At 48.1% G+C, this 16688-nt stretch carries 14 protein-coding genes; all 14 read left to right on the top strand.

What is annotated here, in order from left to right; genetic code table 11:
- Window positions 1-409 precede the first annotated feature (409 nt).
- Window positions 410-1528, top strand: coding sequence for a polysaccharide export protein (locus C8D72_RS05220; RefSeq protein WP_115853291.1), 1119 nt, complete (start codon window positions 410-412; stop codon window positions 1526-1528).
- A gap of 128 nt (window positions 1529-1656) precedes the next feature.
- Window positions 1657-3891, top strand: a complete 2235-nt coding sequence (locus tag C8D72_RS05215; protein WP_115853290.1) for a polysaccharide biosynthesis tyrosine autokinase — start codon at window positions 1657-1659, stop codon at window positions 3889-3891.
- Window positions 3892-3961: 70 nt separating this feature from the next.
- A complete protein-coding gene (locus C8D72_RS05210; protein WP_245955151.1) occupies window positions 3962-5248 on the top strand; it encodes an exopolysaccharide biosynthesis polyprenyl glycosylphosphotransferase in 1287 nt (428 codons plus the stop codon).
- A gap of 161 nt (window positions 5249-5409) precedes the next feature.
- Window positions 5410-6228 (top strand): hypothetical protein, encoded by an 819-nt coding sequence (locus C8D72_RS05205; protein WP_147301502.1) that lies wholly within the window; start codon window positions 5410-5412, stop codon window positions 6226-6228.
- The gene (locus C8D72_RS05200; protein WP_115853288.1) at window positions 6228-7388 is read left to right on the top strand and encodes a glycosyltransferase family 4 protein; all 1161 of its coding nucleotides are present in this window, start codon (window positions 6228-6230) and stop codon (window positions 7386-7388) included. Before C8D72_RS05205 ends, C8D72_RS05200 begins: the two co-directional genes overlap by 1 nt.
- 9 nt (window positions 7389-7397) lie before the next feature.
- The gene (locus C8D72_RS05195; RefSeq protein WP_115853287.1) at window positions 7398-8900 is read left to right on the top strand and encodes a lipopolysaccharide biosynthesis protein; all 1503 of its coding nucleotides are present in this window, start codon (window positions 7398-7400) and stop codon (window positions 8898-8900) included.
- A 13-nt stretch (window positions 8901-8913) separates the two neighbouring features.
- The gene (locus C8D72_RS05190; protein WP_115853286.1) at window positions 8914-9816 is read left to right on the top strand and encodes a glycosyltransferase family 2 protein; all 903 of its coding nucleotides are present in this window, start codon (window positions 8914-8916) and stop codon (window positions 9814-9816) included.
- A 10-nt stretch (window positions 9817-9826) separates the two neighbouring features.
- The gene (locus tag C8D72_RS05185) at window positions 9827-10885 is read left to right on the top strand and encodes a hypothetical protein (RefSeq protein ID WP_115853285.1); all 1059 of its coding nucleotides are present in this window, start codon (window positions 9827-9829) and stop codon (window positions 10883-10885) included.
- Between the two features lie 14 nt (window positions 10886-10899).
- The gene (locus C8D72_RS05180) at window positions 10900-11967 is read left to right on the top strand and encodes a glycosyltransferase (RefSeq protein ID WP_115853284.1); all 1068 of its coding nucleotides are present in this window, start codon (window positions 10900-10902) and stop codon (window positions 11965-11967) included.
- A gap of 592 nt (window positions 11968-12559) precedes the next feature.
- A complete protein-coding gene (locus tag C8D72_RS05175) occupies window positions 12560-13381 on the top strand; it encodes a glycosyltransferase (protein ID WP_115853283.1) in 822 nt (273 codons plus the stop codon).
- Window positions 13382-13599: 218 nt separating this feature from the next.
- Window positions 13600-14439 (top strand): 3'(2'),5'-bisphosphate nucleotidase CysQ, encoded by an 840-nt coding sequence (cysQ, locus tag C8D72_RS05170; protein ID WP_115853282.1) that lies wholly within the window; start codon window positions 13600-13602, stop codon window positions 14437-14439.
- Between the two features lie 89 nt (window positions 14440-14528).
- Entirely contained in the window at window positions 14529-15893 is a 1365-nt protein-coding gene (fliD, locus tag C8D72_RS05165; protein WP_115853281.1) for a flagellar filament capping protein FliD, read from the top strand.
- Between the two features lie 26 nt (window positions 15894-15919).
- Entirely contained in the window at window positions 15920-16336 is a 417-nt protein-coding gene (gene fliS, locus C8D72_RS05160) for a flagellar export chaperone FliS (RefSeq protein ID WP_115853280.1), read from the top strand.
- Window position 16337: 1 nt separating this feature from the next.
- Window positions 16338-16688 (top strand): flagellar protein FliT, encoded by a 351-nt coding sequence (fliT, locus tag C8D72_RS05155; protein ID WP_115853279.1) that lies wholly within the window; start codon window positions 16338-16340, stop codon window positions 16686-16688.

The following is a 16688-nucleotide window of genomic DNA, read 5'->3' as shown; positions in this document are numbered from 1 at the left end:
CGTAACACGTCGTGACATGATGGTTCGTAAAACAAAGGGTTGTTAATGGCCGGCGTGATGCTGGTGCTGTAGAATCCCGAAATTATGATGCTCAAAGCAGCATACCCCCACCCAGGGGGGTCTGATAGCATCAGCAGCAATCCAGAAGTCTGAATAATTTTATCTGATCTTTAATTAAAAGCTTTAGGCTTTTTTGCCGATAGCTTTAATCAGATCAGGTCATGTTATTGAGGCGTCGATTCGACTTGCAGTCATGGGCTGCTGCATCATGCGGTACCGCTCGGCAGGCGCCGGGTAAAAAAAAGCGACATCGGCGGTATCTTATGGCCTCGGAAACACGCCAGTATTGACATTCCGTGGCGGTAGCGTGTCCAGACGCCGGAATAATTTTGACAGGAGTAAGCGGTTAATGAAGCGGCTGCTGAGTTGTGCCTTGTTGGGGAGTTCCCTTTTTCTGGGGGGCTGCGTTCTTTCTCCCGGCAGTGATATGCCCTATGACAATTCGGGGCCACCCATCGATGATCTGGTAGATGTCCAGCCCATCACCTTTGGCTTGGTGCAGGCGCAGAACGCTGCACGCCAGGAGGCCAGCTCTCAGCGAAGCCTGAAAGAGGCCACCGAGGATCTGCAGTTTAACGCCAGCGATTACGATTATCAGATAGGCAAGGGCGATATTCTCAATATTGTCGTGTATGACCATCCTGAACTCACAATTCCTGCCGGGGGTGAGCGCAGTTCGGTCGAGACCGGTAACGTGGTTCATAGCGATGGCACCATCTTTTACCCCTATGTGGGACGCGTGCATGTCGCCGGCAAGAACGTAGCGGATGTTCGCAGTCAGATTGCTTCAGCTCTGGCTGATTACATCGCCGAGCCTCAGGTCGAAGTCAACATTGCTAGCTTCCAGTCCCAGAGAGCCTATGTGAGCGGACAGGTGTCCAACCCTGGCCAGCAGGCGATTACCAATACCCCGCTTACGGTACTGGACGCCATCAGCAGCGCGGGTGGTCTCAATGAGAACGCTGACTGGCGTCATGTCATACTGACGCACAACGGTCAGGAAGAAATTATTAATGTTTATGACATGCTGCAAAACGGTCAGCTCAACCAGAACCGGCTGCTTCACGATGGTGATGTGTTGCATGTGCCTGATGTAGGTAACGAGAAGGTTTACGTGCTTGGCGAGGTTCAAAGACCTCAGGATCTGCCGATGGGTGGTCATCGCTTCAGCCTGGTTGACGCGTTGAGTCAATCTGGTGGCATCGATGAAGTCCAGGCACGTGCATCGGGTATCTTTGTCATCAGGCAGGGAGGGCCGGGCGATAAGCAGGCGACCGTTTACCAGCTTGATGCCAGTAATGCTGCGGCCTATGTCATTGGCACAGAGTTCCAGCTTGAGCCGCGCGACATTGTTTATGTCACGACCGCGCCCATTAGCCGCTGGAACCGCGTCATCAGCCAGCTGCTGCCGTCAACCAACCTGACGCGTCAATCGGTTGGCTCGGTCAACGACTACAACGACCTCTAACGAGTTCGCGCTATCCAGGCTGCTGGATAGCGTGAGCTTCCAGGCGGCAGTATCGGGAATGAGCGCTGTATAAAACTGACAGATATGCTCATGTACCATTTCGTAAATGGAATCAGTGATAAATCAATATGGCCTCGAATACTGAAAAATATCAGTCAGCCGATTCCGGCGAAGAGCTTGATCTAGGCCGTCTTTTCGGTCTAATGGTTGACAACAAGTGGCTAATCGCCTTGATCGTATGTGTATTTACGTTCCTTGGTATTCTCTATGTGACGTTTAAAACGCCTGTTTACCAGAGTGATGCACTCCTTGAAATAGAGGGACGTGCCAATCCGGCCAACAATCCGGTCCAGAATCTGGGCGTTTTCGGGGATACACCCCGTTCGACGGCCGAGATGCAGATTCTCACGTCGCGGATGGTGCTCGGGCAGGCTGCTGACCGTCTCAATCTTCAACTGAGCATCAAGCCGGAAGGCCTGCCTGTTCTGGGTGATACGCTGGCGCGCCGCGGCATCGAGCGTCCTTCCTTTGCTCAGGGCTGGTCGTCGGTATGGGCCGGTGAAGGCATCAATGTCACACGATTTGTCGTTCCGGATGGCTGGATCAACCGACCGCTTACCATCAGGTCGCAGGGCAACGATCGCTATGAGCTGCGCGCTGATGGCGAACTGATCCTGGAAGGTGAGGTAGGCCAGCTGGCGCAGTCACGTGATGGCAATGTCGAAATGCGTATCATGGACATGACGGCAGGGCAGGGAGCGGAGTTTACTGTCGTGAAGCGCTCGCGTCTGTCAGCTATCAATAGTCTTCGTGGTGGTTTTGAAGTTGAAGAGGTCGGCCGTTCCGGTACGGGTATCCTGAGACTGACCCTCCAGGGCACTGATCGAAACCAGATCCGTGACAGCCTCAAGGCCATTACCGATATCTACATCACACAAAACATCGAAAGACAGTCTGCTGAAGCACAAAAGAGTCTTGACTTCCTGAATGAGCAGGCGCCACGTGTTCGTGAAAGCCTTGTTGAAGCAGAAAACAAGCTTAACAGCTATCGCGTCAATCAGGATTCCGTGGATCTGGATCAAGAAACCTCTTCAGTATTGAACCAGATCGTTAACATCGATAATCAGCTTAATCAGCTGAGATTCGACGAGTCAGACCTTTCTCGTCGCTTTAACAGAAGTCATCCTCAGTATCAGGCTCTTCTGGAAAAGCGTGAGGAGCTCAATGCAGAAAAGGAAAGACTGCAAAAGCGTGTCGACAGCCTGCCTGAAACACAGCAGGAAGTACTGCGCCTTCAGCGTGATGTGAACGTTAATCAGGAAATGTACGTTCAGATGCTTAACCGCATGCAGGAAATGAACATCGCAAAAGCTGGTGCCGTAGGCAACGTGCGTATCATCGATGATTCAACGCTGCAGAATAGTCCGGTAGCCCCGCGCAAGGTTCTTGTAACCGTCATCGCTTTTGTACTGGGACTGGTGATTGCCATTATCGTGGTCCTGATACGTCGTATCATGAATCGCGGCATTGAAAGTCCCGAACAGCTTGAGCAAATCGGTATGCCTGTTTATGCCTCTGTGCCGCTAAGCAGCAGTCAAAGTGGCCTGGTGAAAAGGGTACGAAACAATCGCGGCCTGCGTATCGGGAATAAACAAGGTGCCAGAAATACGGTAGATACTGGCGTGCTGGCACTGCGCAATTCGGATGATCAGGCTGTTGAGGCTGTCCGTAGTCTGCGAACCAGCCTGCACTTTGCCATGATGGAAGCCCCCAACGCGCGTCTCATGATCAGCAGTGCCAGTCCAGGTGCCGGCAAGAGTTTCGTGGTGTCCAATCTGGGCGTAGTCTGCGCTCAGGCGGGCCAGCGAGTACTGGTGATCGATGCCGATATGCGTATGGGTCATCTGCACCATGTCTTCAAGGGACGCTCTGAGAACGGTTTGAGTGATGTTCTGGCACGCAGGACGACAGCTTCCGCGGTAGTGCGTTCCGGTGGTGTTGACGGACTGGACTTCATCTCTCGAGGTGCTGCGCCGCCGAACCCGGCTGAGCTGCTGATGAGTGCAGGGTTTAGTGAGCTGCTTGCATGGGCAGATCAGCATTACGATCTGATTATAATCGATACACCGCCCATTCTGGCAGTAACGGATGCTGCAATTATCGGCAAGCAGGCTGGCACCAATATGTTGCTCGCACGATATGGTGTGAATCCTCCGGCCGAAATTGAGCAGGCACGGCGTCGATTCGAGCATAGTGGTGTTGAAATCAAGGGGGCCGTTCTCAACGGTATAGAGCAAACGGCTTCTCATCGCTATGGTGGTAACTACGGCAATTACCATTACAGCTATGGCAAAAAATCGTAAAGATTAAGAGAACGCCCCGTGGCCACTCTGCTTAAGGCAGAGTGGCCGTATCGGAAGTGAGAAAAGCAACATGGAAACGTTCACAAATTTCATGGAACAGAATCGTCGTCATTCACGGTGGTATGAAAAGCTCCTGCTCAGCTATCGCTTTAACCAGGCGCTGGGGCTGATTATCGCTGTGCTGCTGCCGGCGATGTTTCAGTGGAACTGGAGTCTAATAGCGGAGTGGCAGGCTGAGCGTTGTATTACACTTCTGGGTACGGCTCTGGCTTACCTGGTAGCGATCATAGCCGTACACCGTCTTATTAACTTCCCTAGAACCAAGGCTTTTTTATACATTATTCCTTTTATCACAATGTCTTACATTGTGATGACAGCGATTTTGCTGAGTCTGCAACTTGATATTGCCACAACGCAGATTGTTCTTTCTTATGTGATTGCAGTGCTGTACTGCTCTCTGGGATATCAGCTTAGTACCCGCTACAGGACGCGTAAGCTGGCTGTAGTGCCTTTTGGGCGGGTACACGAATTTTGTCATGACAAAAGTGTTGACTGGCGCTGGCTGGAAAAACCTGATCTTGAAACGCTGCGCGTTGATGGCGTTGTTGCAGACCTGCGTGCTGATCTGGATGACAATTGGCAAAAATTTCTTGCCGACTGCACGATCCATCGTATTCCGGTGTTCAATGCGCGACAGATACATGAATCCATTACCGGTCGGGTACACCTGGATCATCTGTACGAAAACAAGTATGGCAGCCTGACGCCCAGCGAGAATTATGAGTTTGCCAAGCGCCTGATCGATATTTTTGGTGTTTTGCTGGTGTTGCCGGTAGTGTTGCCAATCATGCTGGCAACCATCATTATCATCAAAAGAGATGATCCGGGCCCGGCCTTCTTTAATCAGCAACGCATGGGCTTCCATTGCCGCCCATTCAAGTTGTTCAAGTTTCGTAGCATGTATATGAATCATGAGGGGCTTGGCTTTACGTCTGAAGGTGAGGACCCGCGCATTACACGAGTGGGCAAGGTCATCAGGAAATACCGCATCGACGAATTGCCCCAGCTTTTCAATGTGCTCAAGGGAGACATGAGTCTGATTGGCCCAAGGCCGGAATCATGCAACCTGGCAGAGTGGTACGAGCGTGATGTCCCGTTTTTTAACTATCGTCACGTAGTACGTCCCGGAATTTCCGGTTGGGCTCAGGTTGAGCTTGGCTATGCTGCTGAGGTAGAAGGCATGACCAAAAAGCTTGAGCATGACTTCTACTACATCAAGAATTTTTCATTCTGGTTGGACGTTCTTATCGTTATTCGCACGATAAAAACAATGCTGACGGGCTTCGGCGCCAGATAAGATTTGTTCGCAGTCATCATTCTGAGCATTGGTTATATCGCCAATGCTCAGAATTTTATTTTAGGGCAGGTGACTTGCCTGACTCGAACAATGATTCATAACGTGTCATACGATATAAGCATTATCGTATGGCAAAACGATTCGTACCGTGTGGGATAAGCATGTCTAAATATAGTTATATACTCAACTCTGGATGGTGGTGTGGTGAAAGGACACCCGAGAACGATAAAAGAGTTGAATATGGCTCAAATGAGATAAGAGGCGTCGCTTTTTTTCGCGAATGGTATGAATCGGTAAACCGACACACATCACCAACAAAAATTATTGTGGTTGACTCAGCTTCACCCACTGTTCCTGAGCTGCCTGATGATGAGCGTATGGAATTCGTTAGTATGGATGTCAATGGCGGCCATTCTACAAGCCATTTGGGAAAATATGCCGGTTGCACGAGATGTTTTTTCGTGGGATTGGCGTATACCTATGCAAGCGATGCAGAGTACTGGGTGTACGTCGAGCAGGATGCGCTGCTTTTCGGAAAGGGCATTGTGGAATATGCGATCGACAACATGACCTCTGACTTCATGTTTGGCGATAGAGGAAATACGCCTCAGCCACTGCAACAATCAATGATGATTATCAAAAAATCTGCAATACCGGCTTTTTTGAATGCTTATGCCCGAATAAAAGCGACTGATGAAGTCATTACACCTGAAATGAAATTTGCTATCGCTTCGACGAAGGTAGCCCAATGGTTGCCGGAGAGGCTCTTTTATCAGCGAGATTATAGCACCTTTAAAAATAAGCTAATTAATAAGTTGCAATACTGGTTGTTCAAATATGGTAAAGGCTATGATGTCTTTCCTTTCGGGTTCGGGCGTGTAAAACCGGTCAACTTCAATGATAGGTACGGTTACTTTCAGCACGGGGACGATGAAGAGCTTCAAAGATATAGAGAAACTGTTAACAAGGACGTCTCTTAATGAAAGTGCTTCATCTTGTTTCTGATTTCTCTAACTCATCCGAGACATTTATCTATGATCTTGTCGTAGACATGGAGGAGTTAGGGATAGATAACCATGTTGTGACCAATCGGCATATCAACAAGGTTGAACGTCCTTTCAGTAAAGTGATTAGCTTTGATATTGATCATAGAAATATCTTTGAAAAAATCTTGAAAAGAGGGCGTAGAAAGTTACTCAATGATTATCATGTTTTCGAGCAAAAAAAGCTGCAGCAGGTAGTGAATGATATCCAACCAGATGTGGTGCATAGTCATTTCAATTACTTTTTTGAAAATATACACGATATAATTAAAAGTGGATTCCGCGGGCGTGTCATTATTTCTACACACGGTATCGATGTGGTGAATAACAAGTTGTATGGGCAGCCACAATATGTAGAAAAGGTTTATAAGTGTCAGCAGCATGATAATATCTACTTTACAGCGCCATCAAATTATCTGAAAAGAAAGTTGCAGGAAATATTTGGCATCGCCGGTGAAAAAATTATTGTCTTGCCCAATTGTGTAAATATTTCAATGGCGGACTTTAAAGAAAAAGAAATTGATCCTGCTGAAAATATTTATATAGTCAATGTTGGTCGGTTTGTAGGGTTCAAGGGGCAAGCCTACCTGATTGATGCATTATCCAGACTTCATGAAAACGGGTATAAACAGGTCAGGCTTAAATTAATCGGTTTTGGTCCACTGGAAAGCGCATTGCGGCAACAGGCCGTTGACCTCGGTCTGGAAGGGGCAGTGGATTTCAAAATTGACTTGCCACGCGAAAAAATATTTGAAGAGTTATCTTCCAGCGATATTTATATTCAGTCCTCGGTACAGGACGAGGAAACGGGGCAGGAAGAAAGTTTCGGAATTGCTGTCCTTGAAGCCATATCAGTAGGCCTTCCGGTAGTGGTGACTGATAGTGGTGGTCTGCCTGACACCATCTGTGCCGCGCCCTATCAACCGATGACACAGATTATCGATGCCAAAAGCAGTCAAGGCATTTGTCAGGCTGTAGTAGATATTATTGAAAGTGAACACCCGCCGCTTAAAAAAGAGCAGGTAGACGATCTATTATCGCATTTTAGTACTGATAGCAATCGTGGGAAAATACTTGAGCTATATCGCGGTGCATAAGGAAGTCAAATGAGTAATACGGATGCAATGAACCGAGATCTAAAATCCGGTTTCGTTTTTGGCTTCATAGAAAAATACTCGAATCTGATTGTACAGTTTGCTGTCACCATGGTTCTGGCACGGTTTTTAACGCCAAGTGAATTCGGTGTTGTGGCGACCGTCATGGTGATTATTTTTTTCTTTAATCTTTTAGGTGAGATGGGACTTGGTCCGGCCATTATTTATCATAAAGAGCTGACGACTGAAGAAATACGTGGCCTCTTCCTGATTTGTCTCATATTGGGGATTGCGCTGTATTTTATATTTTCAGCGGGTTCATTTGTCGCTGTCGATTTCTTTAATAATGACGTTTACTATGGTGTTATGCCTCTGATCGGGGCCATGATTTTATTTTCCGTAGTTTCAATTGTGCCTGAAACTCTGTTGAGGCGGGAAAAAAGATTTAGCGCCGTAGCCATTATTACATTGATCAGCGCTTTGACATCAGGCGCCATTGCCTGCGTCATGGCGTACCGTGGGTATGGAGTATATGCCCTGGTGTGGAAGTCCATTATTCATACAGGCATGCGGTTTGTTCTGGTATGTGTTTATGCCGGATGGCGCAATTTAATAGGCAGAATAGCGCTAACGGGATTCAAGACGGTGTTGGGGTTTTCTACCTACCAATTCATGTTTAATTTTTTGAATTATTTTTCCAGAAACTCTGACAAGATCCTTATTTCAAAGTTTATCGGTGAAGCGGCGGTGGGGCTTTATGATATGGCTTATCGCCTAATGATGCTACCTATTCAGAATATAGCAGGCATCGCAACAGCAGCGCTTCAACCGGTATATAGCACGTTCGGTCAAAAAGAAGTGGCGGAAAGTTACAATGGACTGGTTAACAAGATCTTTTTTCTGGGTTTTTTTGTTGCCATCTATATTTTTCTGTTTGCAGACAAGATTATATATGTACTTTATGGCCCGGGGTGGGAACGTTCCGCTGTAATATTGGAGTGTCTGACACCGTTTCTGGTTTTTCAGATTGTGCTGGCCACTACTGGTGGAATATGGCAAACCCTTGGCCAGACAAAATCCCTTTTTTATTGTGGCGTCTTTTCTTCTATTACAAGCGTGCTGGCCATTGCCACCGGTGTTTACCTAAATAATCTTTATCTGGTTGCTTTTCTGCTGTCCATGGCCAGTATTCTCAACTTTATACAATGCTTCTGGTTATTACATGTCAAAAATGAAAATTTCAGAATGGAAGTTCTTTTAAAAGGGATGCCTTCAACAGCGTTGCTTTCCGCTATTTTGCTGGCTGGCATGTTCTCTATCGTATATTGGATGCCATCACCGTTCGGGTTTATGACGAATAAAACGCTTTCCAGCCTTTGCGATCTGGCCCTTTTCGGCGTTTCTCAATTAGTTATAACGATGGCGTTGGGAGTTATGCTAAAAAATGAATCCGCGATTTTTTTCGCCAGAATATTGCAAAAGCCTTTAAGAAAAATGAAGTTGATTGCAGGATAACCAGGTTTAGATAATGAAAATTTCAGTAGTTATTCCTACTTATCGAAGCAGTAGTTTTATCAAGGATACGCTCGAAAGTGTTCATCAATCCGCCCGTGATCATGATTATGAAGTGATTTTGGTAGACGATTGTTCTGATGACATTGAAAAGCTGTTATCGATTGTGAGCGATTCACCCAATACCTTTCTGGTAGAAAAGGAAAAAAAATCCAACGCTGCCGTCTCAAGAAATATGGGTATTGAGCGCGCCTCGGGCAGCCATATTTTCCTGCTTGACTCTGATGATCATTTCAAGCCGGGCTACATCAACGAGCGCCTGGATTTTATGCATCGAGAACAGCATGATTTTTGTTTTGGTGCCTACACAAACGTTTCGCTCGATGGTGAAAGGGATTTTATTGAAAGGCCTGACGTTCGTGATGCTCGCCACTACCTCTTTATCGAAGACAAGGACATCAGGACGTCCACTATCAGTTTTTTGGCTGAGCGTAAGCAAACCTTTCGGTTCAATGAAAGCCTGAACAAGCATCAGGACTGGGGGTTTCTGATCGATACCGCCGAGCACAGCAGATCATGGGGATATGATCCTGTTCCAGGGGTACGATTGAATTGCGATCGTGATGGACGCATGAGTGGCTCCATGAATATGGAAGCCAGCAAGGTTTTCATGAACAAATATCTTGTAGATCCGAATCATATCAGTGGTTTTGCCAAACGCCACTTTGTGCTGGCAGCCCTTTTGAAGGACCATGGTGCCTACCGCTTTTTTTCAAATCGCATCATGCCAGAGCTTTTGAAACCAAAGTTCAAAACGATCAAGATGGCAGGTGATGCACTTGATAAAATAGGTCTATTCTTTTTGTTACCTCATTTGCTTGGCACTTATAAAGCCATTGCTAGATTAAAAAGATCCTGATGGGTGATATATGACTGCTGAGCTTACATGGTATCTGGTGTTATGTTGCCTCGCTTTTTTTTATTGCTTCGTCAATAAAAGAACGCCGCTAATTTTAATTACTTATGTGGTTGCCGCTTATTATTTGTGGATCGTGCGAACTTCGGGCTTCGACTACGACATGGTAGGCTATGCCAGATATCTTACTTACGATTTCGATTTTGCGACAGCGACAACGTATTATATAAGAGAGTTTGTATATTGGTTCGGATCAGGCTACCTGTATAGCTGGATACGGGATGACGTCGTAACGCTTTGGGTCATTGATATGATCTGGCTTACCCTGCTGTTTTATGCAATGGGTAATAGACGGTTAAGTAGCCAAGTGCCAATGTATGTCATTCCTTTCATGATAGTGTTTTTCCCGCTATTGATGGGCTACCAAAACGTATATCGTCAATTGATCGCCTGTGTCTTTGTGCTATTTGCTTTCTTCGGGGCAAGAAATCTTGTAATAGCAGGCTTCTTTGGCTTGCTGGCATTGTTTACACATAATGCCTCTATTGTTTATATGCCGCTGCTCTATCTCTTTGCCGTGACCAACGGTATGGTAGTTCCTAAGATCAGGTTTTTTCATAAAACCATTTTTGCATTTCTTTACCTGATAATGTTGGCAGGCGTTTATTATTCTTCTTTGGGAGATAGTGAATTTGGAAAATCTTCTTCGTCTACCGGGATTTCATTAACCTATGCCTACCTTGCGGTTTTCATAGCGATGTCCGCTGTTGCCTTTGTGCTTGAAAACTTCAATTTGAAACGCTTCGTGCAACACAATACGACTCTGGTCTATTCCATATTTACATTTATGGCCTTCATTCCCGCGTTGGGAGGAGCTCAGGCTGAGCGTATTGGCATGATGCTGCTGATTGTGACCATGCCCATTTTTGCGACAAACCTTGATCGCAGCTTTAGATCACAGAATGAAAAAATCCTGATGCGTATGCTTTTTGTCATGGCGGGTATCGCACCAACCTTCCTGTTTAGCTCAGCGTATAACTTCCTTATAACAGCGGCGCGCCTTTCAGGTTAGTCTCGGAGTCGACATTGAAAATTGCTCAAATTATTACTGAACTTAAACCGAGCGGGCCGGCCAACGTCGTCAAAAACATCGTGGACAATCTGCCCGCAGATGTTGAATCAACTATTTTTTATTTTCGAGGGCCTCCTACGTTGGAGGTTAATTGTGAGACAAAGCAAATAGATTTCCGTAACCCCGGTCTCCTTAAACCATTTGATGTTGTGCACTCTCATGGTATCAGGCCGGATTTTCTGGGAGCCTATGCCTCCTTGTTTAACAGGAAAAGCGTCTTTATCTCGACCCTGCATAATTACGTCAGGGATGAGCTGTTAAACATTTATGGTCAAAAGGCGGCAACTTTTGTTACTCCTTTGTGGATGAAAGTTTGGCGTCACATGGATGGTCTGGCTGTGCTGACTCAGGATGCCTACAATTATTATCGTTTTAGTCTGCCAGTCGAAAAATTACGCGTTGTACATAACGGCATTCGAGAGCTGGCATCCATCCATGATCTCTCCTTTGAAGACAGGTCAAGGATGGAGGAGCTTTCCAAGCACTACCATGTCCTGGGGACCAACGCTCATCTTATTAAAAGGAAAGGGGTTGATCAGATCGTTAGTGTGCTTTCACAGATGCCCGAATGTGCACTTGTGGTTGTAGGGGATGGTCCTTACAAGCAGGATCTTGTCTCGCAGGCTAAAAAAGCGGGGGTAAAAGACAGGTGCTGGTTTGCGGGATACAGGGACAACGTTTCGGCTTTTCTGCCGTATTATGATGTTTACATGATGCCCAGCGTCAGTGAAGGTTTTGGATTGGCTCTGCTCGAGGCCATGGCAGCTGGCTTGCCCTGTGTTTGTAGTGATATCGGCGTTTTCCGCGAAATTCTGCGTGAGAATGAAGCTGCTTTCTTTACTGTTGGCGATCAGGCATCACTCAAGAGCGCTATCTCCAGTGCTCTTGGTCATCGGCAGCAATTATCCGAGCGTGCTCGTAATCGTTACTTGGCCCAATTTACAGGCGAAGCCATGAGCCAGAACTATCAGGCCTTGTACAGGGAAGTAATGAAAAAGAAGGGAAAGGCAGTCGATTTATAAGGCACGCTATGCTGATGACAAGTTATCAGCATCCTGATCGTTCTCAGGTATTTCTCAACTGACGCTGGTATGTGCAAGTGCTGATGAGTCAGGTGGTTTCTGAATCAAGGCTTCAATAGTTTTGCGTGAACAGAATAGGCCAACCTTTTCTGATGTTGATGACTAGTATTTTATCTGAAGCAGACACTGGCCTTTTTGTCTGTCTGATAATGCGCATCACGTTTAGGGCAAGCACTTGGGTATGTCATGTCCGGGCGTAACAACTTTGATAATAAGGCAGGGCGAAAGGTGAACATTGGTGCAGTTTGTATCACACATGCTGACATGACAATGCCTTCCAGTTTGGATGACAAGTTATAAAGTACGTCAGGAACCCTGTTGTATGTATGAGCGTTTGTTGGGACCCTTTATTGCACAAATGATGTAAATGTCCAGCGTTACAATTTACGGTAGTTTGTGTGGTTCGAAGGCATGTCGAGTCCCGGATATCTGATGTTTGAGCAGCCATTAAAAGATTGAGAGGCAGCTGATATCTGTTTGCCAGAAGGGCCGATAGCACCGTTTTTATTAAATATTCAAGGAAAAGGCTGCAATGAAATTTTCAGTGCTGATGTCCGTGTATGATAAGGAATCACCACGCTTCCTACGCGAATGCCTCGAAAGCATCAGGGCGCAGAGCGTGCAGCCTGATGAAATTGTCATCGTCGAAGATGGCCCTATCAATGATCAATTGCATGAAGCGCTTGATGAATACCGCCCCACACTGAATATTGTTTCCGTAAGGCTGGCACAGAACAAGGGTCTGGGTGAGGCGCTCAATACGGGCCTTGAGCATTGCAGTAATGACCTTGTTGCCAGGATGGATACCGATGATCACTGTTGCCCGGGACGCTTCGAGCTGCAGGTCAACTATATGGCAGCCCATCCGGAAGTGGACATGCTGGGCGGTGCCATTGCCGAATTTAATGAGGATCCTCAACAACCTCACGCCATTCGAGAGCTGCCCACTGGCAAGGAACAGGTAGCACGTTTTGCACGATCACGTTGCCCGGTTAATCACATGACGGTCATGTTTCGTCGCTCGGCCATTCTGAAAGCAGGCGGCTATCAGCATTTTTTGGGTATCGAAGATTATTATTTGTGGGCGCGCCTGCTGTGTCAGGGCAGCCATATTGATAATGTCAGCGATATTCTGGTTAATGCACGTGTTGGTAACGGCATGCTGGCAAGACGCCGAGGATGGGGCTATTTTAAGCAGGATGTGAAACTTCAGAAAAAGTTTCTCGATATGGGGTTTGTCGGGCCGGGCACCATGTGCATGAATATACTCAAGAGAGCCCCGTTACGTCTCATGCCGGAAAAACTGCTGGCTGCGGTATATCAGGGCATTCTGAGGAAAAAGCCGGCCGGATAAGAAGGCTACTCCTTCAAGCTTAACCTTGCTTGTAACACATTATTGCCCCGGTATAGGCCAAAAGCCTGTACCGGGGTTTTTGATTTTCTTCACACTGATAGCTCGATAAGTGATCCAAAACCCGCGTTACTCGACTCATGCAAAGTAACCTGGCAGGCTCGGCTGCCATCGGTAGTCGCGGTATAGTATCCAAGCCATGAGGTAAAGGGAGTAAATCAATGACAGAACTGCTCGAGTCCGTGAAAAATATTGCTTGGGACGCCTGTGGCGCCATCATGAGCATCTATCAGGACTCGATAGAGGTTACTGCCAAATCTGACAGTAGCCCCCTGACCCAGGCTGATCTGGCGGCACATCGGTTGATAGTGGAGCGTCTTTCCAGCCTGGCACCTTCCTGGCCGACGCTTTCTGAAGAATCAGATGCTGATGAAATACGGAATCGATTGTCGTGGTCGATTTTCTGGTTAATTGATCCACTGGACGGCACAAAGGAATTTATTAACCGAAACGGCGAATTTACAGTCAATATTGCGCTGGTGCATGAAGGAAAGCCGATCCTGGGCGTTATCGCAGCGCCCGTTTTAAACACCATGTGGTACGGGGCAAAGGACAATGGGGCATGGCGTCAGCGTGCAGGCGAGGCGGCTGAGCCCATCGCCACCACGGCATGGAAGCCTGATCAGGTACTGCGCGTCGTGGGAAGCCGCTCTCATGGCAGTGATGAGTTTGAGCGTTTGCTCAAAGCCCTGCCGCCATACCATTTGCAGGGCGTAGGGAGTTCTCTCAAGTTCTGTCGTATCGCGGAGGGCGCCGCTGATTGCTACCCAAGGCCTGGCTCAACCTGTGAATGGGATACCGGGGCTGCCCACATCATCCTTGAAGAAGCCGGTGGCGCCGTCCTGCAATTGAATACCCGTACTCTTCAGGTAGAAGAGGCGCTCCAATACAACCAGCGTCAGTCACTGATCAATCCCGATTTTATTGCCCTTGGTGCGGGACTAGCCGAGCAGTGGAACCTTCCCACGTTTTTAAAGGGCGCCAATGATGAATCGACTTAAATATTTTATGACCCCGGCCGATAGTGTCCTTGAGAGAACAATGAATCCGCCTTTGCCTGCCAGGGTTCCCCCATTCCGGAGTGTTATAAATGGCTATCGAATCACTGGGTGTTGGTTCCAGTCTTGATCTGACGTCACTGCTTTCAGGTTTGAAATCAGCAGAGCAGGAAAAGCTTGCGCCGATCAATTCCAAGCTTTCCTCCACTAACGCCAAACTGTCGGGCTTTGGTCAATTGACACAGTCGCTCGAAAGCTTTCAGACGGCGGCTCAGAAGCTCAACAGTCCCAAGCTTTATGAAGGATTTGCTACCAAGGTCAGCGGTTCGGCGTTGACTGCCACTGCAGGGAGTACGGCAGCAGCAGGCAGCTATGACATCAAGATCAATTCTCTGGCAACGGCGCAGTCTCTGGCTACTACCGGACGTGCTGATACGACCAGTGCTATCGGTACAGGAACGCTAAGCGTCAAGGTGGGTGACAAATCCACTGATGTCGAGATTACCGATGGATCACTGGCCGGTATTCGCGATGCCATCAACAAGTCCGATGCCGGGGTGACCGCCTCCATTGTCAATGATGGCAGCGGTACGCCTTACCGTCTGGTGTTGAGCTCCGAGACAACGGGCGCTGCGTCGAAAATGTCCCTTTCAAGTGACAACAGTGATCTCAGCGCGCTTTTTTCTGGCGCTACTGAAACAGTCGCTGCAGCAGATGCGTCTCTGACAGTGAATGGCCTGGCCATCAAGAGCGCTTCCAACACTGTTGAAGAGGCCATTCAGGGCGTCACCCTGAATCTTGTCGAGACGACCGCGGAAGGTGCTTCTACAAAACTAACGGTCAGTCAGGATACCGACAGCGTTAAAACTGCCGTGCAGGATTTTGTAAAAGCCTATAACTCTCTGGCTGACAAGATTACGTCATTGACCAAGGTCGATGCAGAGGGGGACAAGGTCAAGGGCGCTGCGCTGACAGGTAACAGCACCGTACGTTCTGTCCAGAGCACGCTTCGCAATGTCATGAGCAGTGCCGTGGGCGGCGAGGGCATGAACTATCTCTTTGAGGCTGGTGTCAGTTTTAGCAAGGATCTGACCAAGAGCGGCAAGCTTGAGATCAGCGATGAGAAGACGCTCGATGACGCTCTGGCCAACAATCTTGATGGGGTGAAAGGGCTATTTGCCGGGGACGGCAAGACCGGTATCGCCGCCAAGCTTGATACCAGTATTACCCAGATGCTGACAAACAATGGCGCAGTGGCCAGTGCCAAGTCAGGCCTTGAAAGTTCTGTCAAAAGCCTTGAAGCCCGCAGTCTGCGAATGCAGGACACCATTGATGCAACGGTAGAGCGCTACAAGAAGCAGTTTCAGCAGCTCGATGTGATGATGTCCAAGCTCAACAATACACAGTCATACCTTACTCAGCAGTTTGATGCGCTTAACGGCGCTTCGAAAAACTAACCGGTTCATAGTGGCGGATACCAATTATGTATGCACAAAGAGGGGCAAGCACTTACGCATCGGTGGGTGTGGAGACGGGCGTGATGAGCGCATCGCCCCATCAGCTGATCGTCATGCTGTTTGACGGTGCCATGGCGGCCATCTTCAAGGCCAAATGGGCCATGGAGCACAACGATATCGCCGGCAGGGGCATGGCCATTTCCAAGGCCATCGACATCATCGATGGCGGGTTGCGCGCCAGTCTGGACATGACGCGTGGTGGCGCTCTGGCGGAGCGTCTGTCATCGCTTTATGAATACATGTCGCGTTCTCTTTTGAAGGTCAATGTGTCGAACGACAAGGCATTGCTTGAGCATGTAGAAAGCCTTTTGAGCGATATTGCAGGGGCCTGGAAGGAAATCGGCCCGACTGCCCAGCAACCCACTGCTGCCGCTCAGGTCTGACATGGAAAAAAAACGTGCGCTGATCATTCATGGCTACGAGCGGGCGCTTGAGCTGAGCCAGAAAATGCTTGGGTATGCCGATGCAGGCGAGTGGCAACAGCTTATCGCCCTTGAGCATGACTACTTGTGTGAGATTGATCGCCTGAGGATACGTGATGGTCAGATAACGCTGGATAGTACTCGTCAGACCTACAAGAAGGAAATTCTGGCGCGGCTTCTGGAAAACGATCAGCGACTACATACACTGCTGCAGCAAAGGCTCGCCGAGCTCAGTCATCTGATGGGGCAGGGGCGGGTACAACAGCAGGTCAGTCGTGCCTATAGTGCGGCATCAGCCCCGCTGGGGGAGTAG

The sequence above is a fragment of the Kushneria indalinina DSM 14324 genome, from assembly GCF_003385845.1.
Classification (GTDB): Bacteria; Pseudomonadota; Gammaproteobacteria; order Pseudomonadales; family Halomonadaceae; genus Kushneria; species Kushneria indalinina.
The sequence above is the reverse complement of the archived record's forward strand: the minus strand, read 5'-3'. Positions and strand labels throughout refer to the sequence as shown.

Bases quoted from the DNA above. Each gene is read 5' to 3' on its own strand.
- C8D72_RS05220 (WP_115853291.1), top strand. From the start codon at position 410: ATGAAGCGGCTGCTGAGTTGTGCCTTGTTGGGGAGTTCCCTTTTTCTG.
- C8D72_RS05215 (WP_115853290.1), top strand. From the start codon at position 1,657: ATGGCCTCGAATACTGAAAAATATCAGTCAGCCGATTCCGGCGAAGAG.
- C8D72_RS05210 (WP_245955151.1), top strand. From the start codon at position 3,962: ATGGAAACGTTCACAAATTTCATGGAACAGAATCGTCGTCATTCACGG.
- C8D72_RS05205 (WP_147301502.1), top strand. From the start codon at position 5,410: ATGTCTAAATATAGTTATATACTCAACTCTGGATGGTGGTGTGGTGAA.
- C8D72_RS05200 (WP_115853288.1), top strand. From the start codon at position 6,228: ATGAAAGTGCTTCATCTTGTTTCTGATTTCTCTAACTCATCCGAGACA.
- C8D72_RS05195 (WP_115853287.1), top strand. From the start codon at position 7,398: ATGAGTAATACGGATGCAATGAACCGAGATCTAAAATCCGGTTTCGTT.
- C8D72_RS05190 (WP_115853286.1), top strand. From the start codon at position 8,914: ATGAAAATTTCAGTAGTTATTCCTACTTATCGAAGCAGTAGTTTTATC.
- C8D72_RS05185 (WP_115853285.1), top strand. From the start codon at position 9,827: ATGACTGCTGAGCTTACATGGTATCTGGTGTTATGTTGCCTCGCTTTT.
- C8D72_RS05175 (WP_115853283.1), top strand. From the start codon at position 12,560: ATGAAATTTTCAGTGCTGATGTCCGTGTATGATAAGGAATCACCACGC.
- cysQ (WP_115853282.1), top strand. From the start codon at position 13,600: ATGACAGAACTGCTCGAGTCCGTGAAAAATATTGCTTGGGACGCCTGT.
- fliD (WP_115853281.1), top strand. From the start codon at position 14,529: ATGGCTATCGAATCACTGGGTGTTGGTTCCAGTCTTGATCTGACGTCA.
- fliS (WP_115853280.1), top strand. From the start codon at position 15,920: ATGTATGCACAAAGAGGGGCAAGCACTTACGCATCGGTGGGTGTGGAG.
- fliT (WP_115853279.1), top strand. From the start codon at position 16,338: ATGGAAAAAAAACGTGCGCTGATCATTCATGGCTACGAGCGGGCGCTT.